At 35.4% G+C, this 18,418-nt stretch carries 20 protein-coding genes; 17 read left to right on the plus strand and 3 right to left on the minus strand.

What is annotated here, in order from left to right; genetic code table 11:
• Genes aroH through X925_RS02420 form a run of 3 tightly spaced genes read right to left on the minus strand, consistent with a single transcriptional unit; the run spans window position 1 to window position 2,841 of the window.
• A complete protein-coding gene (gene aroH / locus X925_RS02410; protein ID WP_103065163.1) occupies window positions 1-357 on the minus strand; it encodes a chorismate mutase in 357 nt (118 codons plus the stop codon).
• A 38-nt stretch (window positions 358-395) separates the two neighbouring features.
• Window positions 396-2,498 (minus strand): translation initiation factor IF-2, encoded by a 2,103-nt coding sequence (gene infB, locus X925_RS02415; protein WP_121959021.1) that lies wholly within the window; start codon window positions 2,496-2,498, stop codon window positions 396-398.
• Window positions 2,499-2,514: 16 nt separating this feature from the next.
• Window positions 2,515-2,841, minus strand: coding sequence for a ribosomal L7Ae/L30e/S12e/Gadd45 family protein (locus tag X925_RS02420; RefSeq protein ID WP_121959022.1), 327 nt, complete (start codon window positions 2,839-2,841; stop codon window positions 2,515-2,517).
• Between the two features lie 201 nt (window positions 2,842-3,042).
• Between X925_RS02420 and X925_RS02430 the strand changes: the two genes are divergently transcribed.
• From X925_RS02430 to pruA, 17 genes are all read left to right on the plus strand, one after another.
• Window positions 3,043-4,191 (plus strand): alanine--glyoxylate aminotransferase family protein, encoded by a 1,149-nt coding sequence (locus tag X925_RS02430; protein ID WP_121959024.1) that lies wholly within the window; start codon window positions 3,043-3,045, stop codon window positions 4,189-4,191.
• A 6-nt stretch (window positions 4,192-4,197) separates the two neighbouring features.
• Window positions 4,198-5,130 (plus strand): D-2-hydroxyacid dehydrogenase, encoded by a 933-nt coding sequence (locus tag X925_RS02435; RefSeq protein ID WP_121514453.1) that lies wholly within the window; start codon window positions 4,198-4,200, stop codon window positions 5,128-5,130.
• Window positions 5,131-5,260: 130 nt separating this feature from the next.
• Window positions 5,261-5,443 carry a ferredoxin gene (locus X925_RS02440; RefSeq protein ID WP_012208110.1) on the plus strand — a complete coding sequence of 61 codons (183 nt, stop codon included), beginning with the start codon at window positions 5,261-5,263 and terminating at the stop codon, window positions 5,441-5,443.
• 154 nt (window positions 5,444-5,597) lie between these two features.
• Window positions 5,598-6,419 (plus strand): septum site-determining protein MinD, encoded by an 822-nt coding sequence (gene minD, locus X925_RS02445; RefSeq protein WP_012208111.1) that lies wholly within the window; start codon window positions 5,598-5,600, stop codon window positions 6,417-6,419.
• 6 nt (window positions 6,420-6,425) lie between these two features.
• Window positions 6,426-6,692, plus strand: coding sequence for a hypothetical protein (locus X925_RS02450; RefSeq protein ID WP_012208112.1), 267 nt, complete (start codon window positions 6,426-6,428; stop codon window positions 6,690-6,692).
• A 20-nt stretch (window positions 6,693-6,712) separates the two neighbouring features.
• A complete protein-coding gene (locus X925_RS02455; protein ID WP_012208113.1) occupies window positions 6,713-7,111 on the plus strand; it encodes a secondary thiamine-phosphate synthase enzyme YjbQ in 399 nt (132 codons plus the stop codon).
• 410 nt (window positions 7,112-7,521) lie between these two features.
• The gene (locus X925_RS02460; RefSeq protein WP_012208116.1) at window positions 7,522-8,652 is read left to right on the plus strand and encodes an ABC transporter substrate-binding protein; all 1,131 of its coding nucleotides are present in this window, start codon (window positions 7,522-7,524) and stop codon (window positions 8,650-8,652) included.
• A gap of 74 nt (window positions 8,653-8,726) precedes the next feature.
• A complete protein-coding gene (locus tag X925_RS02465) occupies window positions 8,727-9,641 on the plus strand; it encodes a branched-chain amino acid ABC transporter permease (protein ID WP_012208117.1) in 915 nt (304 codons plus the stop codon).
• Window positions 9,642-9,643: 2 nt separating this feature from the next.
• Entirely contained in the window at window positions 9,644-10,717 is a 1,074-nt protein-coding gene (locus tag X925_RS02470; RefSeq protein WP_121959025.1) for a branched-chain amino acid ABC transporter permease, read from the plus strand.
• A gap of 27 nt (window positions 10,718-10,744) precedes the next feature.
• Window positions 10,745-11,542 (plus strand): ABC transporter ATP-binding protein, encoded by a 798-nt coding sequence (locus X925_RS02475; protein ID WP_121959026.1) that lies wholly within the window; start codon window positions 10,745-10,747, stop codon window positions 11,540-11,542.
• A complete protein-coding gene (locus X925_RS02480) occupies window positions 11,539-12,273 on the plus strand; it encodes an ABC transporter ATP-binding protein (RefSeq protein WP_121959027.1) in 735 nt (244 codons plus the stop codon). The genes X925_RS02475 and X925_RS02480 overlap by 4 nt, the downstream gene beginning before the upstream one ends.
• A gap of 125 nt (window positions 12,274-12,398) precedes the next feature.
• A complete protein-coding gene (locus X925_RS02485) occupies window positions 12,399-13,040 on the plus strand; it encodes a hypothetical protein (RefSeq protein WP_121959028.1) in 642 nt (213 codons plus the stop codon).
• A gap of 279 nt (window positions 13,041-13,319) precedes the next feature.
• Window positions 13,320-13,628 carry a (2Fe-2S)-binding protein gene (locus tag X925_RS02490; RefSeq protein ID WP_041534008.1) on the plus strand — a complete coding sequence of 103 codons (309 nt, stop codon included), beginning with the start codon at window positions 13,320-13,322 and terminating at the stop codon, window positions 13,626-13,628.
• The gene (locus X925_RS02495; RefSeq protein WP_121959029.1) at window positions 13,621-15,264 is read left to right on the plus strand and encodes an FAD-dependent oxidoreductase; all 1,644 of its coding nucleotides are present in this window, start codon (window positions 13,621-13,623) and stop codon (window positions 15,262-15,264) included. The genes X925_RS02490 and X925_RS02495 overlap by 8 nt, the downstream gene beginning before the upstream one ends.
• Window positions 15,257-15,544 (plus strand): (2Fe-2S)-binding protein, encoded by a 288-nt coding sequence (locus X925_RS02500; RefSeq protein WP_121959030.1) that lies wholly within the window; start codon window positions 15,257-15,259, stop codon window positions 15,542-15,544. Before X925_RS02495 ends, X925_RS02500 begins: the two co-directional genes overlap by 8 nt.
• Window positions 15,545-15,572: 28 nt before the next feature.
• Complete coding sequence (locus X925_RS02505) at window positions 15,573-16,718, plus strand: FAD-binding oxidoreductase (protein WP_121959031.1); 1,146 nt, start codon at window positions 15,573-15,575, stop codon at window positions 16,716-16,718.
• Between the two features lie 23 nt (window positions 16,719-16,741).
• Entirely contained in the window at window positions 16,742-18,373 is a 1,632-nt protein-coding gene (pruA, locus tag X925_RS02510; RefSeq protein ID WP_233187718.1) for an L-glutamate gamma-semialdehyde dehydrogenase, read from the plus strand.
• Window positions 18,374-18,418 lie beyond the last annotated feature (45 nt).

An 18,418-nucleotide genomic window follows, 5' to 3' on the forward strand; every position in this document is an offset into this window, starting at 1 on the left:
TTATTCTTTTTTTGCTCTTAAGTTCTTTGCCTCATGTAAGTATACAAAATTTTGGGTGCTGCTTTCACAAATAATCAGCACCCTTATTATTTTTTCTCGAGAATCGTTAAAGGAAGCTTCTTCTAAACTCATAAAAGGGACGTTATTCAGATCTAATTTCTCACGTAAAATGGTAGCAGGATTGAGACTTTTGATGTCAGGAGTTACAGAGAATATCACTGATATTATACGTGATATATCGTTTTTATTCATTATCTCATTCCATAGCTCTATAACATTTTCAGTTAATTCTATTGGATGATCTTCGTTTAAAGAAGTCGCTCCTCTTATTCCCACTATTTTATATTCAGGCTCCATATTATCATATCCCCATTTATTATCACCAAAACACTTAATTATTTAGTTTTTTGTTCCAAACCCAATTCTCGTTTAACGAATACATGTTTATAAAACTCTAATTCATCACCTTTAGTGAAATCTTCGAAATTTTCAAATTGAATTCCACATTCTTTAGGTGCTTCAATAGATTTAACTTCATCTTTATAATGTTTCAAACTCTTAATTTTTACATCGGCAACTAAACCGCCACTCCTATAGATTCTAACTCCACCATCCCGTTGAACGTAACCTTCATTTACTTGAACACCAGCAATTTTCCCTACACCTTTTATCTTGAACTCTTCTTTAATTACACCATTTCCCGTAAGCTCTTCCTTTTGAATAGGCTCTAACATACCTTCTAAAGCTTTCTTGATATCATCAATCAAATCAAATATAATATTGTATCTTCTGACTTCTATTCCCTCAGCTTCTGCCATCTTTAATGCCTTTGAATCAGCTTTTACTCTAAAACCCAAAACAATCGCATCTGAAGCGGAAGCTAACATTATATCGCTTGTGCTTACTGGACCTATTCCAGCATGTATAATTTCAATATTTATTTCTGGATTTTCAAACTTTTGGATAGCATTCCTCAAAGCCTCTATTTCTCCATAAGTACTAGCTTTTAATAAAATATTTAATTTCTTTTTTTCTTCCTCTTCCATTTTTTGCATAATATCTTCAAGCTTTACGTGCCTTTTAGCTGGACCTTTACTTTTTTCTTCTTCTTTTTCTTTTATTTTTTCTGCTAGCCCTCTGGCTTCTTCTTTTGAATCAATAACGTATAAAATAGAATGTGTGTTTGGAACATCGTTAAACCCCAAAACTTGAACAGGGGTGGAAGGAACGGCTCTTATTAAACTTTCTCCTTTGTCATTTATCAATCTTCTGACTCTGCCATAAGTAGAACCCGAGATAAAGTCATCTCCAACTTTCAATATTCCGTCTTTAACAATAACCGTTCCCAAAGGGCCCATAGCTTTATCAACGCGACTTTCAATTATTACTGCTCTAGCTTTTCCATCGGGAATACATCTTATCTCCTGCATTTCAGATTCTAGGAGAATCATTTCCAACAATTCATCGATTCCTTCGCCTGTTTTTGCTGAAACAAGAACTGTTATTGTATCTCCTCCCCAATCTTCCGGAATAAGATTGAGTTTAGAAACCATCTGTTGTTTTGTTAATTCAACATTGGCATTAGGTTTATCAATTTTATTTATAGCCACTATTATAGGAACGTTGGCACTTTTTGCATGATTATAAGCTTCTATTGTTTGAGGCATTACACCATCATCTGCCGCAATGATAAGAACAACTATATCAGTTACTTGAGCTCCTCTGGCTCTCATTTCTGTAAATGCTTCGTGGCCAGGGGTATCAATAAAAGTAATCCTTTGGCCGTTGTACTCTATCTGGTAAGCACCTATAGATTGAGTAATACCGCCTTCTTCTTTATCAGCGACGTGGGTATTTCTAATTTTGTCTAACAAGGTTGTTTTCCCATGATCAACGTGTCCCATAATAGTGACAACCGGAGGGCGTGGAGCCAATTTGTCTTTCTCTTTTTCATAAATATCGTTCCATTTTTTGGCAAGGATGGCTTCTATATCTTGTTCTTTTCCTTCTTCTGTTTCCTTTTTTTCAATTTCGAAATTCAATATAACGTTATAGCTCATAGCAATATTTTCTGCCAGGTTTTTATCTAGTTTCTGGCCAGGTTTTAATACTATGCCTTTCATAAACATGTCTTTTATAATATCGTTTTGTTCCAATCCAATTTCTTTTGCTAAAATATCAAGCGTTAAATCGTGGGAAGGTATAGTAACCTCTCTTAAAAGCTTTTCTTCAACAGGTTCTTCTTTTGGTTTTTCCGTGACTTTTACTTGTTCTAAAGATTTACTTTTCTCTTTTGAAGGTTCTTTTTGTTTTTTTACTTCTTTTTTAGTTTGCCTTTCTTCTTCAATAAGATCCTTGATAACTTGCACAGTTTCTTCTTCTATAGTACTCATATGACTTTTGACAGAAATATTTAATTCCTTTTCTAAAAATTCCATTAATTCTTTAGAGTTCATTCCCAACTCCTTTGCAACTTCATATATTCGGGTCTTCGACACCTATAAACCACCTCCACTATTGGAACATTTTCAATATCCCTTCGACGATATTTTCATCTGTAATTCCTATGACACTTATATTTTGTTTACCAAGAGCCTTAGCTAATGTTGACTTTGAGCAATATAATTCTATATAAGGTACATCGAAAATTTGACAATGTTTTATTACGTCTAGTTTCACTCTTGAACCAACATCCTTTGGAATAAGTATTAATTTCTTTTTTTGAAATGAGCGTATATAATTCCTCAATCCTTGCTTACCATAAACAATCTTCTTCGCTTTAGCAGCAAAACCCATATAACTCAAGATCTTTTGTTCCCTTAAGGAATTCTCATTCCCCATGCTTTCTTCAAATCCCCTTTTCCATGAAACCTTCTCTTTTTATTATAACATTTTATTGCTGTCATTCAAAATATTTTTTCATTACATTTTAAGAAAATGCATAAAAACCAAAAAAGGACAAAAACTATCCATATTGTTATTTAAAAAGTATGGTAAAATAAAAATAAGAAAACTTTCACAATTTTTAGAGGAGGGATACTTGTGACAAAGTTAGTAAGAAAGAACTATCTCATGGCTCCAGGACCAACCCCTGTTCCAATTGATCTTTTATTGGAAGGTGCAAAGGATACCATCCATCATAGAACCCCACAATATTTAGAAATTCAAAGCACAGCCCTAGAAAATCTTAAATATCTCTTTCAAACAAAGAATAATGTATACACCTTAGCTGCTTCTGGAACAGGAGTAATGGAAGCTGCAGTTGCCAACCTTATTTCACCAGGTGATACGGCTATTGCTGTAAATGGAGGTAAATTTGGGGAAAGATGGTGCGAATTGTGTAAAGCTTACGATGCAAATTTAGTTGAAATCGATATCGAATGGGGAAAATATGTTCGAGTAGAACAAATAAAAAAAGAACTAGAAGAGCATCCAGAAACAAAAGCTGTTTTCACCACCATAAGCGAAACCTCTACAGGTGTTGTACATCCTATCAAAGAAATAGCTGAGATTGTAAAAGAAACTGATGCGGTTTTAGTTGTTGATGCTATTTCTGGAATGCTGGCTGAACCTTTAAAAATGGATGAGTGGAACATTGATGTTGTAGTAACTGGAGTTCAAAAGGGATTTATGATGCCTCCAGGAGTAGCCATGATAGCTTTAAGTGACAAAGCAATGAAAGTTGTAGAAAATTCTAACAACCGTAGATATTACTTTGATTTAAGAGCATATAAAAAAAGTTTTCCGGATTCTCCATATACTCCTCCTGTTAACCTTGTTTATCAGTTAGCAAAGGCAACCCAGACGCTAAAAGAGGAAACAATTGGAAACGTTTGGGAAAGACACAGAATCTTGGCAGAAGCAACAAGGGCTGCTATTAAAGCGATGAACTTAGAACTTTTTGCAGAAAGACCTGGAAATGTATTAACAGCAATAAAGGTACCTCAGAATATTAATGGTGAAGGTATAGTTAAATTCTTGAGAGATGAATGGGGAGTTACCTTTGCAGGAGGACAGTCCCAGCTAAAAGGAAAAATAATAAGAATTGCTCATCTTGGTTACATGTCAAAATTTGATGTTATTGTCGCTGTAAGTGCCTTAGAAATGGCTTTTAATAAATTTGGTTTCGAAGTTGAACTTGGAAAAGGTGTAAAAGCTGCCGAAGAAGTTTTCATGAAAGAGGGGGTTTAAATAACTATGAAAATTCATATAAACGACCCTTTGGATGAAAATGCCTTAAAAAAATTACAAAATGAATTACCTGATGTTGAAATTACTTCGGAACACCTCGAAAAAGATGTCCTCAAAGATAAAATTAAAGAAATTGACGTATTAATTGTAAGAAGTGCAACTAAGGTAACGAAAGAAATATTAGAACACGCAGATAAATTAAAGATTGTCGCAAGAGCGGGCATGGGATTAGATAATATAGATGTAGATACTGCTAAATCGAAAGGAATAACCGTCTTAAATACTCCTGGCCAGAATTCCTTATCCGTTGCAGAATTGGTTATAGGAATGGTTTTAGATATTTATCGACACATTACAAGAGGGACGATCGGTTTAAAAAATGAACAATGGGAGAAAAAACAACTAGAAGGATTGGAGTTGTCGCAAAAAACCTTTGGCATCATCGGTTTTGGCTATGTAGGAAAAAATTTGGCAAAATTACTAAAAGGTTTCCAGACCAATACTTTGGTGTATGATGTTTTTGAGATAAGTGCAGAAGAGCAAAAGAATTATAATGTTAGACAGGTATCTTTGGAGGAGTTACTCCAAAATTCTGACATTATTTCTTTACATATTCCAAAAAACGAAAAAACTTACCATTTTATAAGTGAACCCCAAATCAAAATGATGAAAGATGGTGCAGTAATAATTAATGCTGCAAGGGGGGGCGTCCTCGACGAGGATGCTGTGCTTAAATATTTGAAAAATGGCAAGCTCCTTGGAGTAGGATTGGATGTTTTCGAAGAAGAACCTCCAAAGGGTGATCTATACAAGGAACTTTTTGCTTTACAAAACGTTGTCGTAACACCCCATATAGGTGCTTCTACAAAAGAAGCGCAAGAACGAGTGGGAATAAATATAATAGACAGAGTGGTAGAAGAAGTTAAAAAACAGAACTGACGAAATGAAGTTATATTTTCTTAAATCAATTTTTAAATTTAATTGAGTAGATATATGGTATAATCAGATGGCTTTAATTAGCATATGTAACAGATAGCAAAGATTTTAAAAACTATTTGGAGGTGTAGCTATGAAGATAGTTATTGACAAAGAAGCTTGTATAGGAGACGCTATATGTGAAAGTTTATGCCCAGACGTATTCCAAATGGCTGATGATGGAAAAGCCGAAGTTATTGATGAACAAAGTGACGCACCATGCGTGCAAGATGCTATCGATGCCTGCCCAACTGAAGCTATAAGTATCGAAGAATAATACGGTAACAAAAATAGTTTTTAAATTAATCGGGGATTTCTCCCCGATTTTTTTATTTTTAATCAATTTGTAGTATAATCTGTTTAGCCCTTAGAATATTATAACTTTTTTAATTTTTAAAAAATGGGCAATGTTTTCTAGTGGAGGGGTAGAGATGGAAAATGCAAAGGTGTTTGTTATTACCTCTGGAAAAGGGGGAGTTGGTAAAACTACCATCACAGCTAATTTAGGGGCCACCTTAGCAAAAAAAGGTTACAATGTTTGCCTTATAGATGCAGATATTGGATTGAAAAATCTGGATTTGATTTTGGGGTTGGAAAACAGAATAGTTTACACTATAATGGATGTTGTAAGTGGTAACAAAACTGTTATGGAAGCACTCGTAAAACACAAACAATTAAAAAATCTCTCTCTACTGGCTTCTTCTCAAATTGCCAACAAAGATTTAATGTCCCCTCAAGATATGAGCGATATAGTCTCTAAACTCTCTAAACATTTTCATTACATTATTATAGATTCCCCAGCAGGAATAGAAAGAGGATTCCAAAACGCTGTTTCATCTGCACAACACGCTATCGTTGTTACTACACCAGACCTGACTGCCATAAGCGACGCAGATAGAGTCATAGGGTTGCTTGAAAATCAAGGTTATACCGACGATCGCATATCATTAATTGTGAATCGATTAAAATTGAGACTTGTTAAAAGAAACGAAATGCTTTCCGCTGATGATATTAAAGAAGCTCTAGCATTGAATTTAATCGGAATAATACCTGATAGTGAGGAAATTTTACTTTCTTCCAACGAAGGAACTCCAATATCGACAAACCAAGAAGCTAAACTTTATTCTGTTTTCAATAATATAAGCGATAGAATCTTAGGAAAAGATATACCTTTAGAAAAAGATTTGATAGATGTCGACCACGCCCCTCAAGGATTTATAGAATTCATCAAAAGAATATTCAGAAGAGGGTGAAAGTAAATGTGGCCTTTCAAAAGTAAAAAGACTAAAACTCGGGAAACCGCAATAAAAAGAATGAATTCTTTCTTAAGTACCTCAGACCGAAAAAATGGAGGAAAGAGCCAAATTAGATTTGAAAATGTCAAACAAGAAGATTTGGATTTCGTAATAAACTATATTAAAGATTATGCTGTTAAACATCTGTCAGTAAAAAAAGAAGATGTCAAAGTACATGTCTCCAAAGAGGGCAACTCTATCACTATTGTTGCTAATATATTTTACCAGTAATAAATAAGGAGTTGAGGATTATGATATATACCTACTCTTTAAAAACCCATAATAGAGAAGAAATGATCGACATAACCAGCTATATTCAACAGAGTGTTGAAAATTCAAAAATAGAAGAAGGCATTTTGATAGTATATGTCCCCCATACAACTGCCGCCGTAACAATCAACGAAAATGCAGATCCATCTGTAAGAAAAGACATCACAGATTTTCTAAGAAATAAAATCCCTAAAAGTACGGAATATTCCCATCTTGAAGGCAATGCTGACTCGCATATAAAATCAACGCTCGTTGGACCAACATTGTCTTTAATTATTGAAAATGGAAAGCTTTTATTGGGAACATGGCAAGGAATTTATTTCTGTGAGTTCGATGGTCCAAGAAACAGAAATTTTATAGTAAAAATCATCGAAGGTTAAAGTTTAAAGTTAATAATCTTTTATTACAACAAAAATTGACCAGAAATATTCCGGTCAATTTTTTTATATGCATCATTTGCATAGCAAATGAGAATACGGAAAGTATTTCTAAAGCATTATGAATAAAGGTTTTAGCACAAGTCAGGACATCATTTGCTTCGCAAATGAGAATTTGGAAGGTATTTCTAAAGCATTATGAATAAAGCTTTTTGCACAAGACTGCAAAAAAAGTTGCATTATAATTTTATTTGTTGTATAATTAAGAAAATTACTATTTGATTTCTTTTCTGTTAGATTATTAATATATTCTTATGAAATTCTGTTCACATAAGATAAAGACTATGAAAATTTTTTCTACACTTTATTAAGCAAAATAACATCTACACATATTATATGAGGAGGGGAAAAACATGAGAAAAACCGTTGTTTTGGTGTTTTTGGTAGTTATTATGACTTTCACACTCTTTGGTCAAGAAGTCATCAAAATTGGTATGAACTTTGAACTAACAGGACCTGTTTCTGGGTATGGTCAAATGTCAAGAGACGGTGTAATGTTAGCCAACAAGTTGAAACCAACAGTTAACATCGGGGGTAAAGAAATCAAAGTGGAAGTTGTAGCTGTCGATAACAAATCTGACAAAGCAGAATCAGCTAACGCAATAAGAAGGTTGATAGATCACGAAAAGGTAGTTGCAGTTATTGGTCCTGCAACAAGTTCGGCAGCATTAGCTGCAGCTTCAATAGCGGAAGAAAGGCAAATACCAATGGTGGTCAACACCGCCACTAACCCTTTAGTTGCCCAAAACAAAAAGTATGTATTCAGGACCTGTTTTGAAGATACCTTGCAAGGTGCTCTACTTGCAACATTTGCCTGGGAAGAACTTGGAGCTCAAAACGTCGCCATAATGGTAGATGTAGCACAAGATTACGTTGTGGGACTTGCTAATTATTTTGAAAAAGCTTTTGAACAGTTTGGAGGAACGTATTTTACTGAATTTTATACTACTGGTGACCAAGATTTCACCGCTCAACTTACCGACGCCCTTTCAAAAAATCCAGATGCTATTTTTATGCCAGGGTACTACGCTGAAATAGCCTTAATTTCCAAGCAAGCTAGAGATCTAGGTTTCACAGGACCCATGTTTGCTGGAGATGGTGCCGACGCACCAGAATTAATACAAATTGGTGGAGAATACGTAGAAGGCCTTTCTTATACAACTTACTTTCACGAGGATGCAGAATTATCCCCTGCTACCAAACCTTTTGTAGAGGCCTATCAAGAGGAATACAACAGAAGAGCCGACGCATTTGGAGCTTTGGCCTATGATGCTTACATGGTAATAGTTAACGCTATTGAGTCTGCACAGTCCACAGATCCTGTAAAAATTAGAGACGCTTTAGCACAAACTAGAGACTTTCCGGGTGTCGCCGGTACAATTACGTATCCTCAAGGCTCTGGAAACCCTATAAAACCAGCGGTAATAAACATGGTTGAAAACGGACAATTTGTTTTCCGTACCGTTATAAAACCCAGGATGTAATATTTAACTATATTAAAGCCATCTCACAAAATGAGATGGCTATACTTTCTTGGATCCAGAAAGGGGGGTCATAATTGACTATCCAAATGTTCTTTCAACATCTAGCAAATGCCATCTCTCTTGGCAGCATATACGCACTTATTGCCATAGGTTATACTATGGTTTATGGGATACTCAATTTAATAAATTTTGCTCATGGTGACATTTTTACTTTTAGCATGTATTTTGCTTTTTATGCAGTTACTCTCTTTTTATTTCCATGGTGGGCAGCTTTTATTTTTGCGATTGTTTTAACGACTCTACTAGGTGCTACAATCGAACGAGTCGCTTACAGACCATTAAGAAAGGCTAATGCCCCCAAGATCTCAGCATTAATCACAGCTATTGGTGTATCGTTCTTCTTACAAAACTTCGCAATAGTTGTCTTTGGTGGAAGAGCAAAATCATTCAATCCCCAATTAGGAGTTTACCCAACACAATTTGCACAAGTACTAACTTTTGGAGATGTAAGGATACCTTTACTAACTTTCATAATCATAGGTGTTTCTATTCTTGCACTTTTTGTATTGGTCTGGATAGTTTATAGAACAAAAGCCGGCATGGCGATGAGGGCAGTTTCTAAAGATGTTACTGCAGCAAAATTAATGGGCATAAACACCGACAGAACTATTTCTCAAACATTTATGTTGGGGTCCGCCTTAGCAGCTGTAGGAGGTATTCTTTGGGCTATGAAATACCCTCAAATCTATCCTTATACCGGCATGATCCCCGGTTTAAAGGCATTTATAGCTGCAGTTGTCGGAGGAATTGGAAGTATTCCAGGAGCTATGCTTGGAGGTTTTATTTTAGGGGTTGCCGAAATAATGATAGTCGCATTCTTACCCGCTTTGGCAGGATATAGAGACGCTATTGCTTATATTATTTTGATAGTTATTCTTCTAGTAAAACCAAACGGGCTTCTCGGTGTGGAAATAGGGGAGAAGGTGTGAATATGGAAAAAACGCTATCTTTTAAGACTAAATTCTTTTTGACAATTCTTTTTATATTGGCAATCTTTCTATTACTGTTGACAGCTAATAACAAAGCTAGTGATTATTTAATTTTGATATTGAATTTAATGGCAATTAATATAATATTCGCCGTAAGTTTAACCTTTATTAACGGTATTACAGGTATCTTTTCGTTGGGGCATGTTGGATTCATCGCAATTGGGGCATATGTATCGTCCATTTTAACACTTTCTCCTGCTCAAAAAGAAATAAGTTTTCTGATAAAACCTTTAATATACCCCTTAAATGTTATCCAAATCCCTTTCCTACCAGCAATTATAATAGCTGGACTGGTAGCTGCTGCGTTTGGTTACTTAGTTGCTGCCCCATCTCTTCGACTAATTGGTGATTATTTAGCCATCGCAACCCTTGGTTTAGGTGAGGTGGTTAGAATCGTTGCAAATAATACCTGGTCTATCACAAATGGGGCTTTGGGTTTAAAAAGCATCCCACAATATTCTAACCTATGGTGGACTTGGGGATTTGCTTTAATTACCGTAGTCTTCATTTCCAGCTTAATAAAAAGTAGTTATGGAAGAGCTTTAAAGGCAATAAGAGAAGATCCAATTGCTGCTAAATCTATGGGAATTAATGTTTTTTCTCATCAAGTAGTCACTTTTGTAATTGGTTCTTTTTTTGCAGGAGTTGGTGGAGCATTATGGGCTCACTTAATCACTACTATAGATCCAAAATCTTTCATGTTTCAAAAAACCTTTGAAATATTGATAATGGTGGTCATCGGTGGACTTGGGAGTATTAGTGGAGCCATAATCGGAGCTTCACTTTATACAGTAGGATTAGAGTTCCTTAGAGTTCTAGAAGAACCAATATCGATAGGTCCCATCTACATACCAGGTGTCCCGGGAATGAGAATGGTGGTTTTATCTCTCATTCTCATAATTATAATGCTATTTTGGAGAAGAGGCATAATGGGAAGAAATGAAATAACATGGGATGGCATCTATAAACTGATAATGAAAGCAAGAAATAAAAATAGATTGAGAGATGATGAATGAATTAGAAAATTTTCAAGGAGGCTTCCAATGACTAACCAATACGATAACGAATATATCTTAGAATTTGAGAATGTAACCAAAAGATTTGGAGGTTTAATGGCAGTTAATAACTTCAATGGCTATTTGAAAAATGGCGAATTACTTGGTCTAATAGGTCCCAATGGAGCAGGGAAAACCACTCTTTTCAATTTGATCACTGGTATATACACTCCAGATACTGGAAAAATTTTATTTAAGAAACAAAAAATAAATTCTAAAAAACCTCATGAAATAACTCAGTTGGGAATTGCTAGAACTTTTCAAAATATTCGATTGTTTAAAGATATGACAGTTCTAGAAAATGTTTTAGTCTCTCAGCATTTGAAATTGAAAAGTTGGATTTGGCTTTTTAAAAGTGTTTTAAAAACTCCTAACGTTTTAAAAGTGGAAAAAGAGATGCAAAACGAAGCCTGGGATCTTCTAGAAGAAGTCGGATTGTCTGTTTACGCTAATGACAAGGCAAACTCTCTTCCATATGGATTACAAAGAAAGTTAGAAATCGCAAGAGCACTTGCCACCGGAGCAAACCTACTTCTGTTAGACGAACCGGCGGCAGGAATGAACCCTCATGAAACAAGTGAATTGATGGAGTTTATAAGACATATAAGACAGGAGTTTGGACTATCTATTCTCATCATAGAGCATGACATGAAAGTTATCATGGGAATTTGTGAGCGTATTTATGTCTTGGATTATGGGAAAAAAATCGCTGAAGGAAGTCCACAGGAGATTCAAAAAGATCCTTTGGTAATAAAAGCCTATTTAGGTGAGGAGTTGGCAATATGAACAGTGAAAATTCAAACATAATTCTTAAAATATCTGATATGAACGTTCACTATGGTGGTATCCATGCAGTAAAAGGAATCGATATGGAAATCAAAAAGAATGAAATCACAACGTTGATTGGATCAAATGGAGCGGGAAAAACTACAACCTTGAACGGAATAATGAATGTAGTTAAAAAGAGCGGTGGAAAGGTGTTTTTAGATAATGTTGATATTACAAACATGGAAACTCATAGAATGGTAGAAAAAGGAGTAGTTCTAGTCCCTGAAGGTAGACGTATATTCCCAAATCTAACGGTTTTAGAAAACCTCCGATTGGGTTCGTATTCTCGCAAAGACTCTGAAAAAATAAGCGAAGATTTCGATTGGGTACTTACACTTTTCCCACGATTAAAGGAAAGACTCAAGCAACTTGGAGGCACACTATCTGGGGGAGAACAACAAATGCTGGCGGTTGCAAGAGGGTTAATGTCAAGACCAAAGGTTCTAATGCTTGATGAACCTTCTCTTGGACTAGCTCCTATTCTAGTTAAAGAGGTTTTAGAAACTATAGAAAAAATATGTGAAGAGGGGGTAACCATACTGCTTGTAGAACAAAATGCCGTTGGTGCATTAAAAATCGCTCATTATGGTTATGTCTTAGAAACCGGCAAAATTGTTCTCGAAGGACCTGCAAAAGATCTCTTAGAAAACGATGAAGTTAGGAAAACTTATCTAGGAGTGACGGTTTAAAACTTTGAAACCACATCACACTTTCTTAAGCTTCTTCTAAGCTTCCATTAAGTGAACATTAAGCATATTGTTTTATTATTCTGATGTATCAAAAATAAAAAACATTACTTAGTGGAGGTGTTGGTATGAAAAAAGTTTTTCTGTCTTTCTTTATAGGTATTCTTTTAGTCGGATCGTTATTTGCACAAGTAGGACCAGCTGGTGGGGCTCCAATGTCCCAGGTACAAAATCAGGATCCTCTCAACCAAATGGTTCAGGATCAAGAAAGATTGCAAGAAAGAATATTCTTTCAAGATGTTTCACCAGTAACCATTACAGGAACTGTCAAAACCATAGTGGATAACGATGTATTTCTAACCTTGAGTGTTGAAGTAGACTCTGAAATCTACTCAGTAAGAGTGCCCAAGAATTTTTTGGATGATGTAAAAGCCGGTGAAAGTATTGAACTAACAGGATACAAGGTAGTAATAAACGACATCAAAAACTTTGTACCTTTAGAGATCAAATATCAAGATAGAACAGTGAATATGCAGAGATATATGGAAAATGTTCGATCTCAAAATTTCGAAGAAAGATACCAAGAAGATTTCCAACAAAATCAAGATTATCAAAGATATAGAGACTACCAAGATTACCAAGATTACCAAGATTTCAAAAGATATCAACAGTACAAGAATTATCAAGACTACCAAGATTTTCAAAGATACCAAAACTACCAAAGATTCAATCAACAAAGATATCAAGATTGTCCCTATTACAACGACTAATTCAAAGTAAAAACGATGAAAAGAGGCCTAAAGGCCTCTTTTTTTATACAAAGAAATAATTAACTTTATAATATTTTTCAAAAATTGAAAAAAACTTCAATATTTGGCTTTAATCGTCTATAATCATGAAATTTTTTTCATAATCGTCTATAATCACCTTTTTTAAAAAACGAGAATTGTGATTCAATTAATAGTAGAAACATAATACTTGTGTTGTGGACAGCGGGACCAAGGGGCACTAAAGAAAGGAGTATATAATTTATTTAAGAAGGAGAAAAAATGAGAATACAAAATCATCCCATACTAAGTTTCAATAGAGATAAACAAATAAAGTTCTATTACAATGGTAAAGAATTGATAGGTTACGAAGGAGAAACCATTGCGGCAGCATTGTACGCAAATGGTGTTTTTAAATTCAGTGAAAGTAAGAAATTACACAGACCAAGAGGGATTTTCTGCGCTATTGGACATTGTTCCTCCTGTTTGATGACAGTTGATGGAGTCCCAAACGTAAGAACGTGCATAACTCCTCTAAAAGATGGAATGAAAGTGGAATCCCAAAATATCGGAGTTGAGATAAATGAGTAAAATTGAAAACCTTGAATTATTGGTTGTAGGTGGAGGTCCTGCAGGACTTTCAGCTGCACTTGCTGCTGCTAATTACGGAATTAAAGTATCTTTAGCAGAAGAAAGAGAATTTTTAGGGGGACAACTAATAAAACAAACCCATAGATTTTTCGGTTCAGAAAAAGAATACGCAGGCACAAGGGGAATAGATATACTGAGAAAGTTGATCGACGAAGTTAACAAAAATAAAAACATAGAAGTGTTATTATCTTCTCGAGTCTTGGGAATCTATGAAGATAACGTTGTAACTATATTAAACGATCATAAAATGAAAAAGTATTATCCTCAAAGTATTATTTTTGCAACGGGGGCATCCGAAAAATTTTTAGCTTTTGAGAATAACGACCTTCCTGGCATTTTTGGTGCTGGGGCAGTTCAGACTTTGATGAATGTTTATGGCGTCATGCCAGCAACAAATGTCTTAATGATTGGTTCGGGAAATATTGGGTTGATAGTTTCTTACCAATTATTACAAGCTGGTGTAAAAGTAGCTGCAATAGTTGAAGCAGCGCCAAAAATAGGTGGATACTCTGTTCATGCATCAAAACTCAGAAGGTTGGGCGTACCGATTTTAACGTCTCATACCATAAAAAAAGCAATCGGAAAAGAAAAAGTTGAAGGAGCGGTAATATGTGAACTCGACAACGATTGGAACGAAGTAAAAGATACCGAACAACTGATCAAATGTGATGCAATCTGTCTATCTGTTGGATTAACCCCATTGGTTGACCTCTTAAGACAAAGGAAAGTAAAAACCACTTATGTCTCAGAGTTGGGCGGCTACGTCCCCTTAAGAGATGAAAATATGGAAACCTCAATTAAAAATTTATTTGTTGCAGGGGATGTTTCAGGAATAGAAGAAGCAACAGCAGCAATGATCGAAGGTCAAATAGCCGGTTTATCCGTTGCCATAAGAATCGGAAAAAACAACAAAAAAGAAATTGAAAAAAGAATAGAAGAAGCTAAAAATGAATTAGAATTGCTAAGATCTGGACCTGTAGGCAAGAAAATTAGGAAAGGTTTATCTAAATTAGGTTTGAATCACGGGAAAAATTATAACGAAAATTTTTCAGAAGAAACACTCGACATTTCTTATTTGATGAAAACTGGGGTACCTTCAGAAGAAAATTTAAAAAACAAGTTACCATCAGAAGAAAAGGCATTTGACAAAGGACCTATAGCCATATCAGAGTGCTTTCAAAGATTCCCTTGTGATCCATGCGTAAAAAGCTGCCCTTTCAACGCCATATCTGAAAATGGTAACATCAACAACATCCCCTATGTTGACTTTGAAAAATGTACCGGATGTGGCATATGTGTTAGCAAATGCCCAGGGCTGGCAATGTTTGTAGTTCATAAAAATTTCAGTGAAACAACTTCGGTTGTTATTATGCCTTACGAATTTCTTCCAAGACCTCATAAAGGAGAAATTGTCAAGGTACTTGATAGAGAGGGAAAATACTTATGTGATGGCAAAGTAATAAGAATATTGGATGGAAAATTTCAAGACAAAACAGCCGCAGTGAGTATAGAAATTCCAAAAGAATACTATTTGCAGGCTAGGAATTTTAAAGTGGAGGAAGGAACCCATGGATGAAAACAAGGTAATAATTTGTAGATGTGAAGATGTAACTTTAAAAGAAATAAGGGATGCCATAAGAGAAGGATTCACCACCGTTGAAGAAATAAAGAGGGTGACAAGAAGCGGGATGGGACCTTGTCAAGGTAAAACCTGTGGCTTGTTGATCGCAAGGGAAATTTCACAGATGACTGGCAAGCCGATGGAAGAAATAGAATTACAAAACATCAGACCTCCATACGGAGGAATAACCTTTGAAGAAGTAATAAAAGGAACCATAACGGAAAATGATAAATAAACCTTAATATAACTAGCAGGTGAAAAATATGAAAAATAAAGCAAACGTTGTGATAATAGGAGGAGGCGTCGTAGGTTGTTCCATCGCCTATAACCTTGCCAAAAAAGGTGTTAAAGATGTAGTATTACTTGAAAAATCCTATCTTTCAAGCGGAGCAACTGGTAGATGCGGTGCAGGAGTTAGGCAACAATGGGGCACCAAACAAAACTGTCTTCTGGCAAGTGAAAGTATGCATATTTTTGAGCACTTTGAAGATGTCCTTCAAATAAAAAGAGACATAGAATTAAAGCAAAAAGGTTACTTGTTACTGGCATACTCTAACAAAGAATTAGAACAATTTAAAAAAAATATCGAAGTTCAACACAGTTTAAATATACCTTCTGTTCTATTAACTCCTAAAGAAGCTAAAGAAATTGTTCCAGACTTAAACATAGAAAAATTGGTAGGAGCCGCCTACTGTGCTAAAGATGGGCATGCCAACCCTTTCCAAGTGACTTTGGGTTACGCTGAAGCTGCGCAAAGATTAGGTGTGGAAATAAACAAATTTACCGAAGTCAAAGATATAATAACTAAGAACGACACAGTGTTAGGGGTACAAACAAACAAAGGTTTTATAGAATGTAAAAAGTTAGTTGTAGCAGCAGGAGGTTGGACACAAAATATAGTTAAAATGGCTGGAATAGATCTGCCAATTTACTCTGAAAGACACGAAATATTGGTAACAGAATCCGTTAAAAATATACTCGATCCAATGTTAATGTCCTTCTCTTACAATATTTACTGTCAACAAGAACCTAATGGAAGTTTCATTATGGGCTATGGACCAGATAACGAGCCCTCTACTTACAACATGGAAAGTTCATGGGAATTTCTTGAAACTATGTCAAAAAAGGCAACGTGGCTGCTGCCTCCTCTTAAAAATATTCGCATCATTAGGCAATGGGCTGGCTTATACAACATTTCACCAGATAGACAACCAATAGTATCAAAGATTAATCAGGTAGAAGGTCTCTATGTGGCTTGTGGATTCAGTGGACATGGTTTTATGCTTGCACCAGCCGTTGGGATTCTAATGGCAGATATACTTACAGGAGATAAATTAACTTACGATGTAATTTTAGATTTAGAAAGATTCAACAGGGGAGAAATCATTGAAGAACCCTCTGTGGTATAAAACTTCAAAAGGAGGAATCAACTTTGAACAACTCGATACCTATTTTCGAAATGCCTGAAAACGAGCCAATTTTAAACTATGAGCCAGGAAGTAAAGAAAAGAAAGAATTAAAGGAAAAACTTTCTGAACTCAAAAGTGAGAAAATCGAAATCCCTCTTATAATTGGTGGAAAAGAAGTAAGAACAGGTGATCTTGGAAAATGTGTTATGCCTCATGATCATAGACATGTATTGGCAGAATATCACAAAGCTAGCGAGAAAGAAGTTGCAATGGCAATAGAAAGTTCCTTAGAGGCAAAGAAAATATGGGATAAATTTTCATGGGCTGATAGACTATCCATTTTCAAAAAAGCAGCTGAACTGTTATCAACGAATTGGAGATCAACATTAAATGCAGCAACCATGCTCGGTCAAAGCAAAAATGTTTTTCAAGCAGAAATAGATTCAGCCTGCGAATTGACAGACTTTTTAAGATTCAACTCATACTATGCAACAAAGATATACATGGATCAACCAAAATCTACGAAAGGTGTATGGAACAGATTAGAATATAGACCTTTAGAAGGATTTGTTTTCGCAGTTACTCCATTCAATTTTACTTCTATAGCAGGAAACCTACCCACGGCACCTGCTATCATGGGAAATACGGTTTTGTGGAAACCTGCTTCTTCAGCTGTATATTCTGCATACTTCTTTATGAAATTGCTACAAGAAGCCGGCTTACCCGATGGAGTGATAAATTTCATACCTGGTTCAGGGTCCAAAATTGGAAGTATAGTTTTTAAAGATCCTAACTTTACGGGATTACATTTCACTGGTTCAGCTCCAACTTTTCAAAATATGTGGGAAACAATTGGGAAGAACATAAGAAATTACAAAACTTACCCCAGAATAGTAGGGGAAACAGGTGGAAAAGACTTTGTGATTGCACACGAAAGTAGTGAAATAGAAACACTGGCAACAGCGCTAATTAGGGGAGCCTTTGAATATCAAGGTCAAAAATGTTCAGCTGTCTCAAGAGCTTATATACCTAACAACATCTGGCCGAAGGTAAAAGAAAATTTGATCGAAAATTTGAAAGAAATTAAAATCGGCTCTCCAGAAAATTTCACTAACTTCATGAATGCTGTAATTGACAAAGAGGCTTTTGATAAGATAAAAAGTTACATAGATTTTGCAAAGGAAAGTAATGAAGCAGAAATAATCTATGGTGGAAAGTGTGATGATTCTATTGGATATTTCATTGAGCCAACTGTAATATTAACTACTAATCCAAAGTTTAAAACTATGGAAGAAGAAATATTCGGCCCTGTTTTGAGTATTTACGTTTACGATGCAAAAGAATTTGACAGTGTATTGAAATTATGTGATGAAACTTCACCCTATGGTTTGACTGGAGCGATCTTCGCTCAAGATAGAAATGCTATTAAAAAGGCAGAAGAAGTACTCGTTAACGCTGCCGGAAACTTCTACATCAACGATAAACCTACAGGTGCTGTAGTAGCTCAACAACCGTTTGGTGGTTCAAGGGCTTCAGGAACAAACGACAAAGCTGGAAGCGTTATAAACCTTTTAAGATGGGTTTCCACCAGAGCAATTAAAGAAAATTTTGCTCCACCAAAAGATTTCAAATATCCATTCATGAAAGAAGAATGAAGACAGCCTCACGGCAGGTAAAGAAAATGTCCCCACCAGGGGACT

This window comes from Petrotoga sp. 9T1HF07.CasAA.8.2 (assembly GCF_002895585.1).
GTDB lineage: Bacteria > Thermotogota > Thermotogae > Petrotogales > Petrotogaceae > Petrotoga > Petrotoga mobilis.

Coding starts and splice junctions, on each gene's coding strand:
- X925_RS02505 (WP_121959031.1), top strand. CDS start 15,573: ATGAAAAATAAAGCAAACGTTGTGATAATAGGAGGAGGCGTCGTAGGT.
- X925_RS02460 (WP_012208116.1), top strand. CDS start 7,522: ATGAGAAAAACCGTTGTTTTGGTGTTTTTGGTAGTTATTATGACTTTC.
- X925_RS02490 (WP_041534008.1), top strand. CDS start 13,320: ATGAGAATACAAAATCATCCCATACTAAGTTTCAATAGAGATAAACAA.
- X925_RS02480 (WP_121959027.1), top strand. CDS start 11,539: ATGAACAGTGAAAATTCAAACATAATTCTTAAAATATCTGATATGAAC.
- X925_RS02485 (WP_121959028.1), top strand. CDS start 12,399: ATGAAAAAAGTTTTTCTGTCTTTCTTTATAGGTATTCTTTTAGTCGGA.
- X925_RS02440 (WP_012208110.1), top strand. CDS start 5,261: ATGAAGATAGTTATTGACAAAGAAGCTTGTATAGGAGACGCTATATGT.
- X925_RS02500 (WP_121959030.1), top strand. CDS start 15,257: ATGGATGAAAACAAGGTAATAATTTGTAGATGTGAAGATGTAACTTTA.
- X925_RS02435 (WP_121514453.1), top strand. CDS start 4,198: ATGAAAATTCATATAAACGACCCTTTGGATGAAAATGCCTTAAAAAAA.
- X925_RS02450 (WP_012208112.1), top strand. CDS start 6,426: ATGTGGCCTTTCAAAAGTAAAAAGACTAAAACTCGGGAAACCGCAATA.
- X925_RS02470 (WP_121959025.1), top strand. CDS start 9,644: ATGGAAAAAACGCTATCTTTTAAGACTAAATTCTTTTTGACAATTCTT.
- X925_RS02495 (WP_121959029.1), top strand. CDS start 13,621: ATGAGTAAAATTGAAAACCTTGAATTATTGGTTGTAGGTGGAGGTCCT.
- X925_RS02475 (WP_121959026.1), top strand. CDS start 10,745: ATGACTAACCAATACGATAACGAATATATCTTAGAATTTGAGAATGTA.
- X925_RS02455 (WP_012208113.1), top strand. CDS start 6,713: ATGATATATACCTACTCTTTAAAAACCCATAATAGAGAAGAAATGATC.
- minD (WP_012208111.1), top strand. CDS start 5,598: ATGGAAAATGCAAAGGTGTTTGTTATTACCTCTGGAAAAGGGGGAGTT.
- aroH (WP_103065163.1), bottom strand. CDS start 357: ATGGAGCCTGAATATAAAATAGTGGGAATAAGAGGAGCGACTTCTTTA.
- X925_RS02420 (WP_121959022.1), bottom strand. CDS start 2,841: ATGGGGAATGAGAATTCCTTAAGGGAACAAAAGATCTTGAGTTATATG.